Here is a 15,422-nt window from a genome sequence, read left to right on the forward strand (position 1 = left end):
CGGTAAAGCTTTCTTATTAAATGAAACGATATTTCTATATTGATGATTTAATTATGAAATATAGTTGCGAACAGGAAGAGAATCAGTTATAATGCTTTTATAGAAAACGGTATCACGATAGTGACTCACCAAGGAGGCAAAGAGATGTTCGGCTTTTCTGTATTTATGAACGAAGACTTGACGGCAGCAGAACTTGAGCAGATGACTGCGATGGCATCAGGCTTTAAAGGGATTTTCACCTCCATGCACATACCAGAAGACGATCGCAGTACCTATCGGCAGCGTCTGACGGACTTGGGAGGTTTCGCAAAAGACCATCAGCTGTCTTTAATGGTAGATATTTCTGGAAACGCCTTAGCAGAAGCGGGCTTTTCCATCGACAATCTGGCGGAACTAAGGGAGATCGGTGTCACTGGTTTACGAATGGACTATGCCATCGACAATCAACAAATCGCTGCTTTTTCAAAAGAAATGACCATTAGTTTGAATGCCAGTACATTAACGGAAAAAGACATTCGAGAGCTGCAGACGTATGGAGCTGATTTTACTCGTTTGGAAGCTTGGCACAATTATTACCCCCGACCAGAAACAGGACTGGATGCTGACTGGTTTCAGGAGAAGAACCGCTGGTTGAAAGCACAAGGCTTTTTCGTCCAAGCCTTTGTTCCAGGAGATGCCAAGAAACGCGGACCGTTATTTCAAGGATTACCCACACTGGAAAGACACCGCAACTGGTCGCCTTTTGCCGCAGCGATCGACTTGTTGGCTACTGGCTCAGTTGATGCTGTTTACATTGGTGATGGGATGGTTTCTGCAAAAAGTGCGCAGCAGTTTGCGACGTATCTGCAAGAAGCGCGGATCGTTTTGCGGGTCAAAGATCTTGGTTCTACTTACTTTGAACACGTACTAGGGGATCACCAGAATCGTTACGATGAAGCTCGGGATGTCTTGCGCAGTGCTGATGCCCGTTTCAATGCCATTCCAGAAGTCAAACCTGAACTTAGTCAAGAGCGGACAATTGGTGCTGTGACGATCGATAACCAAGAGTATTTGCGCTATATGGGAGAGATTCAAGTGTGCAAACGTCCTTTGCCAGCAGACCCAAAAGTCAACCTCGCCGCTCAGGTGATACCAGCTGATCTGCCTTTGATCCAACAAATCAAAGCAGGGATGCGATTTAAATTAGAAAGAGATGATTCCAATGAATAAAATCAATTTAGACAAATTAACGACTGAACGACGCAATAGCGAAACGAGTAATTTAGATGAAATGACAATTTTAGAAGCGTGTCAAAAAATGAACCAAGAAGATCAAAAAGTTGCCTATGCGGTGGAAAATGAAATTCCTAGTATTGAAAAAGTGATTGAACAAACTATCGCTGCTTTTAAAAAAGGCGGACGCTTGATTTATCTTGGCGCTGGGACAAGTGGTCGATTAGGCGTCTTGGATGCGGCCGAATGTGTCCCAACCTTTGGGGTATCACCTGAGATGGTGGTCGGTCTGATCGCCGGTGGCGAAGAAGCGATGACGGTTGCTGTAGAGGGAGCAGAAGACTCCTTAACGCTAGGGAAACAAGACCTTGTCGATCTGAAGTTGAACCCAAATGACATGGTGATCGGGATCGCTGCCAGTGGTAGAACGCCTTACGTGATTGGGGCTCTTGATTACGCCAATGAGCTTGGTGCCACAACGGCTACGATCGCTTGTAACAAAGATGCGGAGATCTCTCAACATGCCAGCTTTCCAATTGAAGTCGATTGTGGCCCAGAGTTTCTGACGGGTTCGACTCGTTTGAAATCAGGAACTGCCCAAAAATTGATTTTGAATATGATCTCGACGTTATCGATGGTAGGGATCGGTAAAGTCTACAATAATTTGATGGTCGACGTGAAAGCGACCAACGAAAAATTGGTGGAACGCTCAAAACGGATCATCATGCAGGCAACTGAAGCTGATTATGAAACAGCCGCTGCAGCATTTGAAGAAGCAGATCAGAATGTCAAATTGGCGATCGTGATGCTGTTGACGGATAGCACGAAAGACGAAGCACAAGCAAAACTTGCCACGGCACAAGGGTTTGTCAAAACGGCGTTAGGAGGAGAAAAGTAATGGCAAAAGAAACACTGACGGTAGAAGAGTTAGCGGAGAAGATTTTTCAAGAAGCCGGCGGAATGGACAACGTAGAAACAGTCAATCACTGTATGACTCGCGTACGAATGACCGTCCGCGACCACGACAAGGTCGATCAACAAGGGTTAAAAGAGATTCCCGGTGTGATGGGTGTCGTCAATGACGAGCAGCTGCAAGTCATTATCGGACCAGGGAAAGTCAACAAAGTAGCTAACGCAATGGTGGCAAAAGCCGGTGTTGATTTGGGGCAAGAGATCCCGCAGCAAAAATCAGGCAAAGAGGCGTTATCAGAAAAAACGGCAGAGATGAAAGCAGCCCAAAAAGCCAAACAAAAATCATCACCATTGAAGTCGCTGCTGAAAGACATTTCAAATATCTTTGTTCCAATGATTCCAGCCTTCGTTGGTGCAGGACTCGTTGCAGGGATCGCCTCCGTTCTGACCAACATGATCACTGCTGGAACTTTAGATGGAGACACTTGGAATTATTATGTCATGATTTTAAACGTCCTAAGAAATGGGATGTTCACCTATTTAGCGATCTTTACTGGGGTCAATGCTGCGCAGGTCTTTAAAGCCAATCCAACCCTTGGTGGAGTGATCGGTTCGATCATCTTGCTGACAGGTATGAACCCGGAAGCCCCGATCCAAAACTTGTTCACTGGCGAAGCTTTAGCTGCCAACCAAGGGGGGATCATCGGTGTGATCTTCGCTGTATGGCTTTTGGCGAAATTAGAGGCAGTGCTGCATCGAGTGATTCCTGAAGCGATCGATATTATCGTGACCCCGACGTTGTGTTTGTTGATCATCGGTTTGACGGAGATTTTCTTGATCATGCCATTGGCAGGTCTGATCTCTGACAGCTTAGTCGGTTCAATCACTTGGGTCTTGAATGTGGGCGGTGCGTTTTCTGGGTTTGTCTTAGGGGCGGCCTTCCTACCAATGGTCATGTTTGGTTTGCATCAAATTTTGACCCCGATCCACATCCAAATGATCGAGGCAACAGGCAGCACGCAATTATTACCGATTTTAGCCATGGCTGGGGCCGGTCAAGTCGGAGCAGCTTTCGCCTTATGGGTACGACTACGTAAAGACAAAGAGCTTTCTGAAATGATCAAAGGTGCATTGCCAGTTGGGATCTTAGGCATCGGCGAACCATTGATCTACGGAGTGACATTGCCATTAGGTCGACCATTTATCACTGCTTGTATTGGTGGTGGGATCGGTGGTGCGGTCATTGGCGCTTTGACAAATATCGGCGCAACGGCGATTGGACCATCAGGGCTAGCTTTGATTCCATTGATTGCCAACGGCCGTTGGATGGGTTATATTTTCGGCTTGTTAGCAGGCTATGCTGGCGGCTTCGTTGCCACCTACTTCTTTGGGATTCCTAAAGATCGCTTAGAAGCAGTCAAAGAAAGCGAGGCAGAGGAGGCAAAACCAGCTGCAACCGTCACTGTGCAACCGCAACCAAAAGAAACGAGTGAAACGGCTGCAAAGGAAACGGCAGCAAATTCATCAGCAACAACGATCGATACACCCTTATACGCAGTAGCAACAGGCACGACAAAATCAATCAGTGCATCAAGTGATCCGGTATTTTCGCAAAAAATGATGGGCGATGGGTATTTTGTCTTGCCAGACAATGGAGCGATCTTTGCACCAGTAGCAGGAACGATCACGACGATTTTCCCAACGAAACATGCATTGGGGATCAAGACTGCCAGCGGACTAGAGATTCTGCTACACATGGGTGTCGACACCGTGGAATTGCAAGGAGCACCTTTTGAAATCCTGGTGGAGGAAGGCCAAGCCGTGACACCAGCCACCCAAGTTGCCCAAGTCGATTTGGCGCAGTTGACGGCTAAAGGCAAAGCTTCTGAGATGCTTGTCATTATCACCAATATGGACCAAGCAGCCAACGTTGAACTGTTACCGATCGCGGAAACAAACGCAGGTCAAGCAGTGATGCACGTGGCAACGATAAAATAATGATAAAACCTCTATCTGATAAAGATGGAGGTTTTTTTTAAGAAGTTACTAAATTGATTGCGGAAACGAGGCCTTTATGTTACAGTTTCGTTACAAAGGGAGAAATCCCATACGAGGAGGCAATGACGATGAAAAAAATAATTTGGCTCGGACTAATGACGTTGGCATTTTCACCATTGATGGTTCATGCAGATGAAACGGCTACGAGTGGAAGTGACAATCCGGCTGCCGTTAGCGAGACACTTTCATCAGAAGGGCAAACAGACAGTGAGCAGATCCAAAATTCTGCCCAAGAAAGTACAGATGAAAACCAAGAAACGGATCAATCCGCTACTTCAGAAACTACAGCTGACGAGAATCAAGAGCCGGTCGATTCCGAAGCCGTTATTGCCTCGATCCAAGCAGAGACAGGAACGCAAAACGTCAATGAAATCAATACATTAGCCGATGAACCTAGTTCGTTGCGTAGTGCGTTAACCCAAGGGATTACTGAAGGCAGTGTGACCGCATTTACCCAAGAACAGTTGGACCAGTTGACAGATGAAGAATTGACCAATGGCAATCGCCTAGCGCTACGTTATTCTAGTGATGCGATGGGCTTTGATATTGCTTACTTGGCAAAAATCATCGGTGCCTTGTTTGTCGATCAGACGTTATCCTGGGAAGCCATTGAGCCGCAACTGGCTTTTGATGCGAATAGCTACGCCAGTTTTGCTGACTTGATTCCTGTCGTGGATCAGTTGCAGGAATATTTACAGGTCGTCTATCCAGCAGACGGAGTCTTTTTACATTTGAATCAAGCCGTTTCCAACGAATGGATGATCTCAATTTTGACCAATTTGAATCAGATGGAACAAGAGATGCAAGTTGATCCAGGTGCCTTTGTCCCCGGACGGATCTCTTATATCATTCAAGCGGCAAATGATTCCATGTATCTGCCTACAGGCACGCAAACGAGTACGACTGAAGAAGCGACGGCAACTTCGACGACAGCCCAAGAAACAGCGACAACGACTTCTTCGAAAGAGGCAGACGCAACTGCCGATGGCGAAAAAACATTACCTAAAACCAATGAAGCGCCAAGTTATACCTTATTGATCGCAGGTGTTATCCTGCTGCTGATCGTTTTCTTGATTTTATGGCGCCGAAAGAAAAAATGACCGTTATTTATAATCGGCGGAATGAAAAAATAGCAACCTTCGTTTTCCATCAGGGAAACGAAGGTTTTTTGTTTTCAGAAATTTCACTCGTGATTTCTTTTCAAATAACGCCTTTTATAAAAAGACCAGAATTGATTCCTTCATAAAAAAGTCAAATTTAAATTCTTGCATTCTCTGGTGAGGGGTGTATAATGACACAGTGTCATATGACATCGTGTCATATCGAGAGCTGTGATTTATTTTAAATTAGAAAGGAGTTGCTTGTGATGCCGACCGATACATTTTTTCACTTGCCGCCGGAAAAACAAAAGCGCATCTTAAATGCGGCGAAAAAAGAATTCTCAAGGCTGCCGTTGAAAGACGCCTCGATCGCCAATATCATCAAAGATGCCGAGATTCCTCGTGGGAGTTTTTATCAATACTTCGAAAACAAAGAAGATCTTTATTACTATTATTTCCATACGTTGAAAAAAAATAGTCAGCGAGATCTGCTGAAATCGATCCAACATGAAAACGGGGATCTGTTTGCGGGGTTCGAATGGTACTTTTCACGGATGATCGCCGAGGTTTTCAAAGGCAAAAACGCAAACTTTTACCGCAATTTATTTATGAGTATGGATTATCGTTCCTTCCATAAAGTCGTTCCAGAGATGCAGCACAAGATGCATCAAGAACACAAAGCCGATCGGCAGAAGCAACAAGCCATCTTTTTGTCAGAGGTCGACAAAGATTTATTGAAAGTCAAAGACGACCATGAGTTGAAAATGCTGATCCAGCTGCTGATGCATACCGTCTTTTCGACGATTGCCGAAGCCTATCGCCAATCAGCATTTGATCCAGACTATGATCCTGCCGAAGCGATCGCTGATTTCAACAGTAAAGTCCGCTGGTTAAGAGAGGGCGCAAAAAAAGAAAGAGGGGAAACCTATGATTAAGCTGATAAAACGCGTATCCGTCATTTCCATAATCATGGCAGTGGTGTTTATGGTGATCCAAGTCGTTTCTGATTTGTATCTACCGACATTGACTTCCAATATTATCAACAATGGGGTGGCGACAGGGGACATTGATTACATTTGGAAAACCGGCTTTTACATGATCGGCTTTTCATTGATCAGTATCATCGCCGCTTTAGGAAATACGTATTTTGCAACAAGAGAATCACAAAAATTAGGACAAAAACTACGTTCGGACATTTACCAAAAAGTTGAGAATTTTTCTTCTCGTTCTTTCGATAAATTTGGGACCGCATCATTGATCACACGAACCACTAACGACGTCAACCAAATTCAAATGGTGACGCAAATGTTTTTACGTATGATGATCAATGCACCGATCACACTGATTGGGGCGAGCTTCTTGGCCTATCAAAAAGATGCCCAATTAACACGAATCTTTTTAGTCGTTATTCCTATCATGCTAGTATTAGTTGGCGGTATTATGTATTTTGCCGTTCCGTTATTCAAAAGTATGCAAAAGAAAACTGACCGTTTGAACTTAGTCTTTCGTGAAGGCTTGACGGGGGTCCGCGTTATTCGGGCATTTGACAAGACGGATTATGAAGCGAATCGCTTTGATCAAGCCAACAAAGATTACACCCACACCGCGATCAAAGTAAATACCATCGTGGCCTTGATGATGCCTTTGATGACGTTGATCATGAGTGGAACGAACATTGCCATCACATGGTTTGGTGGTCATTATATTGCCGAAATGACCTTAGAAGTCGGGAACCTGATTGCGTTTATGACTTATGCGATGCAAATTTTGATCAGCTTTATGATGCTGTCCATGATCTTCGTGATGGTGCCAAGAGCCCAAGCATCAGCTGACCGGATCAACGAAGTCTTAAATGAAGAAGATGAAATTCTCGATCCAAAAACACCAGCGACATTGAGCTTACAAGGGGATCAAGCAACCTTGACTTTTGACCATGTGGCGTATCGCTACCAAGGCGCTGAGAAATTGGCGTTGGAAGATATCGACTTCCAAGCAAAATCTGGTGATTTTGTTGCCATCATCGGTGGGACGGGCTCAGGGAAAACGACACTAGTCAATCTCTTGCCTCGTTTGTACGATGTGGAGTCTGGTGCAATCAAAATCAATGGGGTCAATATTGCAGAAATCACCCAGCATAATCTACGAGAAGTCGTGGGCTTTGTTCCGCAAAAAGCGGTACTGTTTTCCGGTACCATTCGTGAAAATATGAAATATGGAAAACCTGATGCGACAGACGAAGAAATCTGGCAAGCATTAGAGATCGCCCAAGCCAAAGATTTTGTCTCCGAACTGGCAGATGGCTTAGATAGCCGTGTAGAACAAGGCGGCGGCAACTTCTCTGGTGGACAACGTCAACGTTTAGCGATTGCTCGTGCGTTAGTGAAACAAGCAGATGTCTATGTCTTTGATGATTCCTTCTCCGCATTGGACTTCAAAACCGATGCAAACTTACGAGCAGCGCTGAAACGCGACATGCAAGACAGCATCATGGTCGTGGTTGCCCAACGGGTCAGCACCGTCATGGATGCCGATACGATCTTAGTATTAGATGAAGGACAACTCGTAGGGAAAGGGACCCATGAATCATTAATGGCAGACAATGAAACCTATCAAGAAATCGTTTCTTCACAATTGAGAGAGGAGGATCTTGCATGAGTGAAAAGAAAACAACAACACAACACCGTGGCGGACCAATGGGTGGCGGCCCGGGCCGTAACATCGGTGCCAAAGGACCAAAACCAAAAAACTTTTTGGGGACGGTCAAACGGCTTTTCGGGTACATGTCGAAACGCTCCATCGCTATCATTGCCGTCTTCGTTTTAGCGATCGCAGCCGTGATCTTCCAAATCCAAACACCGAAAATTTTAGGGGAAGCGACCACTGAAATTTTTAAAGGGGTCATGATCGGTACACAGCAGATGCAAGCCGGCCAACAGGTGACAGAATTTCCTATCGATTTTGAGAAAGTTGGTCAAATCATTTTGATCGCGATCGGCATGTATGTGATTTCAGCCGTCTTCAACTTTCTACAACAGTTTATTATGACCCGTGTCTCTCAACGAACGGTTTATGAGCTGCGTCGAGACTTAGATGAAAAAATGAACCGCTTGCCGATCTCTTACTATGATACTCACTCAAATGGGGATATCATGTCACGGGCAATCAATGATATGGATAATATCGCAAGTACCCTGCAACAAAACTTGACCCAATTTATTACGAGTGTCGTGACCTTTATCGGGGTTTTGTGGATGATGCTGACGATCAGTTGGCAACTGACTTTGATTGCTTTAGCAACGGTTCCTTTAAGCTTGATCGTCGTGATGATCGTCGCACCAAAATCGCAAAAATTCTTTGCGGCCCAACAAAAAAGTTTAGGATTGCTCAATGACCAAGTCGAAGAAACTTACGGCGGTCATACAGTAGTCAAAACCTTCAACCATGAAGCTGCCGATCAAGTCGTTTTTGAAGAAGAAAATGACCGTCTGTATTCCGCTGGTTGGAAAGCCCAATTTATTTCAGCGATCATTATGCCCTTGATGAACTTCATTAAAAACTTAGGCTATGTCTTCGTGGCTGTCCTTGGTGGGATCAAAGTGGCGAATGGGAACATGACGTTAGGGGATGTGCAAGCATTCTTGCAATACACCAATCAATTCTCTCAACCAATCACTCAAATCGCTAGCTTACTAAACACCATCCAATCAACCGTTGCATCTGCCGAACGGGTCTTTGAAGTCTTGGATGAAGAAGAAATGAATGATGAGCCTTCTGGTTTACCAGTGGAAGACAGTGAATACAAAGTTCGTTTCGATCATGTTCAATTTGGTTATGCCCCAGACAAATTATTGATGACCGATTTTAATCTGGATGTCAAAGCTGGTGAGATGGTGGCTATCGTAGGACCAACCGGCGCTGGGAAAACCACGCTGATCAATCTCTTGGAACGTTTTTATGATGTTTCTGGCGGTAGCATTCGTTATGATGGCAGAGATACCCGAGACTTGACTCGTGATGAATTGCGTAGTAATATCTCGATGGTGCTGCAAGATACGTGGTTGTTTACCGGCTCCATCTATGACAACATTCATTATGGAAATGAAAAAGCGACCAAAGAACAAGTGATTGCTGCGGCGAAGGCTGCCCATGTGGATGATTTTGTTCGCAAATTGCCAGAAGGCTATGATACGGTCTTGAATGAAGAAGCCAGCAACATCTCCCAAGGTCAACGTCAGCTGATCACGATCGCCCGCGCCTTCTTAGCGGATCCAGACGTCTTGATTTTGGATGAAGCAACTTCTAGTGTCGATACGCGGACTGAGATCTTGATCCAGAAAGCAATGGGACGTTTGTTAGAAAATCGGACCAGCTTTGTGGTTGCTCACCGTCTCTCTACGATTCGTGATGCTGACAATATCATCGTGATGAATCACGGATCTATTGTTGAAACTGGAAACCATGAGGAATTGATGGCGCAAAACGGTTTCTATGCAGACCTTTATAACAGTCAATTTTCAGAAGAAGTGGCGTGATCCACTGTTTGTAATGAAAGAAATTCTTCCCCAAATGATGATAAACAGACCGCCAAAGGTTGACTGAAAGAAAGCAGTGATTGTCACTGCTTTCTTTTTTTATGAATTTTTATCGCTTTAATTTAAATATTTATTGCAATTATCTAGATAAAAATGTATATTAATACATAATTTCGAATGATCCAAGACAAGGAGTGAAACCAATGAGTCATCTTTTTCCTAATTACAGCCGTTTGCCCATCGATATCCAGCAAGGCAGCGGGAGCTATGTCGTAGATTCGCAAGGGAACCAATATTTAGATTTAACGAGCGGTATCGGGGTTGTCAATCTCGGTTATGGACATCCCAAAGTGCAAGCCGCTTTGATGACCCAAGCAGAGCAGATTTGGCATGTGCCGAATTTATATGACAGCCAACTACAAGAAGAAGTTGCCCAAAAGCTGACCCAAAACCAAAAGAACGTATCAGACGAGCCGTATCTGGCCTATTTTTGTAATAGCGGCGCTGAGGCGAACGAAGCAGCTTTAAAGCTGGCTCGCAAAGCGACTGGCCGTAGCAAAGTCATCAGTTTTGAACAATCTTTCCACGGTCGGACCTTTGGCGCGATGTCTTTGACTGGGCAAAGCAGTATTCACGATGGGTTTGGTCCGCTGGTACCAGAGATGGTGTATGTACCCTTTAATGACCTTGAGGCATTGCAAGCCGTTTTAGATGAGCATACGGCAGCCGTGTTTTTAGAATTGATCCAAGGCGAAGGCGGCGTGATCCCTGCTGAGGTGGCATGGGTCCAAGCCGTGGCAGCCCTTTGTCAGGAGCAGGGAGCACTGCTAGTGGTGGATGAGATCCAAACCGGGATGGGACGGACAGGAACGCTGTTTGCGTTTGAAGGATACGGCATTGAACCTGATCTTTTTACCGTAGCCAAAGGGCTTGGTAACGGGATCCCTGTCGGAGCGATGCTAGGCAAAAGTCATTTGCAAACGGCTTTTGGACCAGGTAGTCACGGTTCGACCTTTGGTGGCAATAAATTAGCGATGGCCGCTGCTAGTGCCGTCTGCAGTGTGTTGCAAGAAGAGGACATTCAAGTCAATGTTCAATTGCGTCAGCAGCAGTTTTTCGACGGATTGCAAGGACTATCTAAGGTGCAGGCGATTCGTGGGAAAGGATTGATGATTGGTATCGAATTAGCAGATTCGGAAAGCTTGCAATCCGTGTTGACTCAACTGCGGAACCAAGGCCTCCTCGCATTAAAGGCGGGTACCAAGGTTTTGCGCTTGCTGCCACCCTTAACGATCTCGCAAGAGGAAACGAAAGCAGCCTTGGCGATTTTACAAGCGATCTTAGCATAATTGTATAAAAATAGATTTTTTAGGCATTTTTTCTTATAAAAACCGAATAACAGCGAATTTATTTTGAATATTTTTATAAATAATCATTGACAGAGCAATGGGAGTTTCTTATAATCTTAAGTAAATTCTTTTGAGGAGTGACGTGTTTGAAGGCAGCAATCGTTGGTGTAACAGGGTATACCGGAATTGAATTGATTCGTTTGATCCAGCAACATCCCCAATTGGAGGTGGGCACCTTGCATAGTCATTCTATACATGAAAATTCATCAGTTTTGTATCCTCATCTAGTTGGGCTGACAGAGCAGCTGATCGAACCTTTTGATGCAGAAAAAATCCAAAAGGAAAATCAACTCGTGTTTTTTGCGACTCCTGCTGGAATCAGCAAAGAACTCGCAGCGACTTTTGTCGCAAATGACTTTCCAGTGATTGACCTTTCTGGTGATCTGCGATTGAAGGATCGGGATAGCTATCAAAAATGGTATCACCAAGAAGCTGCCCCTGCCGAGTTGTTGGCACACGCGACCTATTCGCTGCCTGAGTTTGCAACGACTCCTGGCAATTTGATCGCCAATCCAGGCTGTTATGCGACTGCTGCCATTTTAGCTGCTGCGCCGTTGGTTCAGCAAAAACTATTCAGCGGTACGTTGATTTTTGATGGCAAGTCGGGTTTGTCGGGTGCTGGTAAGAAATTGACGGACAGCAGTCACTTTGCAACCGCTGCGGATAACATGACGATGTATAAGCCAAATCAGCATCAGCATATTCCTGAGATCATGCAGCAGTTTCAGCAATGGGATCAGGCAATGCCGCCGATCCAATTTTCTACCAGCTTACTGCCTGTCAAAAGAGGGATCTTTATGACGCTTTATGCGCCTATCAAAGACGCGATTTCGCAAGAGGACATCTATGAGCTGTACGTAAAAACGTATCAAGACCATCCGTTTGTCCGAGTGCAACCGTTAGGAAAGCTGCCCGAGCTGCGGCAAGTGACGGGAACGAATTTTTGTGACATTGGCCTATGTTTCAATCCGCTGACCCAAGTGTTGACCGTTGTCGCAGTGATCGATAATTTAGGCAAAGGGGCTGCTGGCCAAGCGATCCAAAACTTCAATCGATGGGCAAAGATACCAGAAACGACTGGTCTTATGCAAGCACCGTTATATCCATAAAATAGCCAACAGACGCGTGAGGATACTCGTGTCAGCCAGTGGACAATCCGCAAAAAGGTGGCAGTAGGAGGAAAGAAAATGAAAGAAATCGAAGGAACGATCGCAACCCCAAAAGGTTTTTTTGCCGACGGTCTGCATTGCGGCCTGAAGAAAGAGAAAGTCGATCTTGGTTGGATCGTCTCTGAAGTGCCAGCCAGTGCTGCGGCAGTCTTTACCACCAATCAAGTACAAGCGGCGCCCATTCTCATTACAAAGGAAAAAATGCAAGCAGGCACCTTGCAAGGCGTAATCGTCAATGCGGGCAATGCCAATGCTTGTACCGGGGAGCAAGGTTTAAAAGATGCACAAGAGATGGCAAAATTGGCAGCAGACCAGCTGCATACGAGTCCAGAAGCCTTTGCGGTAGCCTCCACCGGAATCATTGGCAAGAGCTTACCGATGGAAAAAATCACTGCAGGGATTCAGCAACTAAACAGGCAAGGGGATGCCCACCAATTCCAAAGAGCGATTTTGACGACGGATCTGACTGAAAAAAGCAGTGTCATCCAATCAACGATCGCTGACAAAACGGTGACTGTTGCGGGCTGTGCCAAAGGGTCTGGTATGATCCATCCTAATATGGCCACGATGCTGGCATTTGTTACGACGGATGCAGCGATCTCGTCAGCACTCTTGCAAACACTGCTGAAAGAGTTGACCGATGTCACCTTTAATCAAATCACGGTCGATGGTGATACATCTACCAATGATATGGTGTTAGTTTTAGCCAACGGGTTAGCCAAAAATCCAACGATCGAAGCCGATACGCCAGCTTATCATGAGTTTAAAGGGATGCTTAAAGCAGTTCTGACCGCCTTAGCCAAAGCAATTGCGAAGGACGGAGAAGGCGCCAGCAAATTGATCGAAGCTCACACGAGTGGAGCTGTGACCGATGAAGCAGCCCGCATGATCAGCAAAACCATCGTCGGTTCGCCGCTGGTCAAAACAGCCCTCTTTGGCAAAGACCCAAACTGGGGGCGTATCTTATGTGCAGTGGGTTATAGTGGGCAACCCATCGATCCAGCAACGGTATCGATCGCATTAGCCGACATTCCCGTCTTTGTCCAAGGGATACCGGTAGCTTTTGACGAAACCATCATGCAAGAAGAGTTGGCGGAAAGTGAAGTCAAAGTCGCTGTTGAGCTGAAAGAAGGAGCAGGTGTTGGCACCGCTTGGGGCTGTGATCTGACGTATGACTATGTGAAAATCAACGCACTATATCATACCTGAAACAAATCAGGTACTAGACAAAAAGGAGCGAGTAGATGGAAACGATCGTAGTAAAAATCGGCGGTGTCGCCTCAGAAAATTTAACCCCGTCATTCTTTGAGACGATAGCAGATTGGCAAGCTGCGGGCAAAAAAGTGGTCATCGTCCATGGCGGTGGTCACTACATCTCAGAAATGATGGAGAAAATGGCGTTGACAGTCACGATCAAAGACGGCCTGCGGGTGACCGATCCCCAGACGCTTGAAGTAACTAGAATGGTCCTTTTGGGACAAGTTCAACCGCTGATTACGACTGCTTTCCAGCAAGCTGGCTTCCATGCCGTGGGACTGAATGCTGGCTGTGATCAGCTGATCCAAGGAGAAGTTATCGATGAGGAGAAATTAGGGCAAGTAGGGAAGGTTCAACAAATCAACGCTGCTTTCCTGCAGCTCTTGACAGAGAAAAAACATGTTCCGATTTTGGCCCCACTAGGAATTACGCCAGAGGGGCAATGGTTGAACATCAACGCGGATGAAGTGGCTTGTCAGGTCGCAGCCAGCTTACAAGCCGAAAAACTGTATTTGTTGACGGATGTTCCTGGCATCAAACAAGAAAGCAAGTGGTTGTCGGCTGTTTCTTTTGAGGAGATCCCCCAACTGATCGCCGAAGAAGTAGTTACAGGCGGCATGTTGCCAAAACTAAAAAGTGCTCAGAAAGCCTTAAAAGCAGGGGTAGCTGCCGTTTGTATCACCGATCGGATCGATCGTTTAGGAACCCAGATCCTCGCGGCAAGTCCAGCAGCAGCTGTCTATAGTTGAAGCCATTAGCAACACCTAAACGCCTCCTCTCTACTTATAAAAATGCAAAATTCTGACTTTTCTGTGCTTTTCTTCTTATTTTCTCTAAAAAAAGAATAAAATAGGTAGGGATTTCATTTGCTAGAATTTCGTTTTATCAGTACAATGAGTACATATGTAAGTAGGGGGAGAAACAATGACAGATTTCTTATTGGGGAGCAGTACGAAGTTGCTGACTGTTGCAATTCGGGTAAAAGACCGCGATCAAGCGATTGCCTTTTATCGCGATGTACTTGGCTTTGAGCTGAAAAGAGAAGAAAATGAGTTGGCCATCTTTGGTCTAAAAGGATTAGATAGAGAAGTTTTATGGTTGGAAGAAAGCCCGCGTGCCAACGACCATTTCGGTGAGATCAAAAAGATGCAGCGCATCGTTTTAGCCGTATCCTCGCTAGAAGAAGCGGCAACTATCGCGAGCAATGCCCAACAAAAAGCGATTGCTTTCGAAGAAGCTCGTTATGAAGCGAATCAATTAGGCTTTATTATAGCGGATCCAGAAGGAAACAAAATCGAAGTCTTATTTACAGCACCCGCAGGAACTGCGGTACCAAAAGACGAAGCAGAATTGATCAAAGCGGCACCTGCAAAAGCGGCTGGCTTATCAAAAGAAGCTCATTTTGGCAAGCTGTATTTAAACGTCAGTAATCTAGCCAAAGAGCAGCTTTTCTTAGAAGAAAGCTTAGGGTTGAAAACAAAAGAAGCCGAAACGAAGGAATTTATCCTCAATGATGGTGACTTCCAAGTTGGCTTGACGGAAGCACAAGGTGGTACGATCGATTTACCGACCCATGAGGTGCTTGGCTTAGACTTCTTGAAAATCTCCATCAGTCAAGAAGATATCGATACATTAGAAAAACACTTGTCTGAGAAGAAGCAAGAGTTTTTCATCGACAAAAAACGGCAATTGTTGACGACCTACGATGCTATCGGTATCGAATGGTGGTTTATCGTTAAAAAATAAAGTGTTTTGAAAGAAAAAGCAGAGAGG

At 45.3% G+C, this 15,422-nt stretch carries 12 protein-coding genes; all 12 read left to right on the forward strand.

Going from position 1 to position 15,422, the window contains the following annotated elements; all coding sequences use genetic code 11:
• The first annotated feature begins 144 nt into the window (after positions 1-144).
• The 12 genes from A5882_RS06670 to A5882_RS06725 all read left to right on the forward strand — a co-directional run bounded on the left by A5882_RS06670 (position 145) and on the right by A5882_RS06725 (position 15,395).
• Positions 145-1,209, forward strand: coding sequence for a DUF871 domain-containing protein (locus A5882_RS06670; protein ID WP_034878114.1), 1,065 nt, complete (start codon positions 145-147; stop codon positions 1,207-1,209).
• Complete coding sequence (gene murQ / locus A5882_RS06675; RefSeq protein WP_042890168.1) at positions 1,202-2,110, forward strand: N-acetylmuramic acid 6-phosphate etherase; 909 nt, start codon at positions 1,202-1,204, stop codon at positions 2,108-2,110. Before A5882_RS06670 ends, murQ begins: the two co-directional genes overlap by 8 nt.
• Entirely contained in the window at positions 2,110-4,122 is a 2,013-nt protein-coding gene (locus A5882_RS06680; protein WP_086372556.1) for a glucose PTS transporter subunit IIA, read from the forward strand. Before murQ ends, A5882_RS06680 begins: the two co-directional genes overlap by 1 nt.
• A gap of 128 nt (positions 4,123-4,250) precedes the next feature.
• On the forward strand, positions 4,251-5,282 hold the full coding sequence (locus A5882_RS06685) for an LPXTG cell wall anchor domain-containing protein (protein ID WP_086372557.1): 1,032 nt from the start codon (positions 4,251-4,253) through the stop codon (positions 5,280-5,282).
• Positions 5,283-5,548: 266 nt separating this feature from the next.
• Positions 5,549-6,217, forward strand: a complete 669-nt coding sequence (locus A5882_RS06690) for a TetR/AcrR family transcriptional regulator (RefSeq protein ID WP_005232294.1) — start codon at positions 5,549-5,551, stop codon at positions 6,215-6,217.
• Positions 6,210-7,937 (forward strand): ABC transporter ATP-binding protein, encoded by a 1,728-nt coding sequence (locus A5882_RS06695; RefSeq protein WP_008376197.1) that lies wholly within the window; start codon positions 6,210-6,212, stop codon positions 7,935-7,937. Before A5882_RS06690 ends, A5882_RS06695 begins: the two co-directional genes overlap by 8 nt.
• Positions 7,934-9,814, forward strand: a complete 1,881-nt coding sequence (locus tag A5882_RS06700; protein ID WP_086372558.1) for an ABC transporter ATP-binding protein — start codon at positions 7,934-7,936, stop codon at positions 9,812-9,814. The genes A5882_RS06695 and A5882_RS06700 overlap by 4 nt, the downstream gene beginning before the upstream one ends.
• A gap of 203 nt (positions 9,815-10,017) precedes the next feature.
• Positions 10,018-11,163 carry an acetylornithine transaminase gene (locus tag A5882_RS06705; protein ID WP_086372559.1) on the forward strand — a complete coding sequence of 382 codons (1,146 nt, stop codon included), beginning with the start codon at positions 10,018-10,020 and terminating at the stop codon, positions 11,161-11,163.
• Positions 11,164-11,309: 146 nt separating this feature from the next.
• Positions 11,310-12,332 (forward strand): N-acetyl-gamma-glutamyl-phosphate reductase, encoded by a 1,023-nt coding sequence (gene argC, locus A5882_RS06710; RefSeq protein WP_086372560.1) that lies wholly within the window; start codon positions 11,310-11,312, stop codon positions 12,330-12,332.
• Between the two features lie 78 nt (positions 12,333-12,410).
• Positions 12,411-13,601, forward strand: a complete 1,191-nt coding sequence (argJ, locus tag A5882_RS06715; RefSeq protein WP_086372561.1) for a bifunctional glutamate N-acetyltransferase/amino-acid acetyltransferase ArgJ — start codon at positions 12,411-12,413, stop codon at positions 13,599-13,601.
• Positions 13,602-13,636: 35 nt separating this feature from the next.
• Entirely contained in the window at positions 13,637-14,398 is a 762-nt protein-coding gene (argB, locus tag A5882_RS06720; RefSeq protein WP_086372562.1) for an acetylglutamate kinase, read from the forward strand.
• Between the two features lie 175 nt (positions 14,399-14,573).
• Positions 14,574-15,395, forward strand: coding sequence for a VOC family protein (locus A5882_RS06725; protein WP_086372563.1), 822 nt, complete (start codon positions 14,574-14,576; stop codon positions 15,393-15,395).
• Positions 15,396-15,422 lie beyond the last annotated feature (27 nt).

Source organism: Enterococcus sp. 4E1_DIV0656 (assembly GCF_002140695.1).
In the GTDB taxonomy this organism is placed as follows: domain Bacteria; phylum Bacillota; class Bacilli; order Lactobacillales; family Enterococcaceae; genus Enterococcus_D; species Enterococcus_D entomosocium.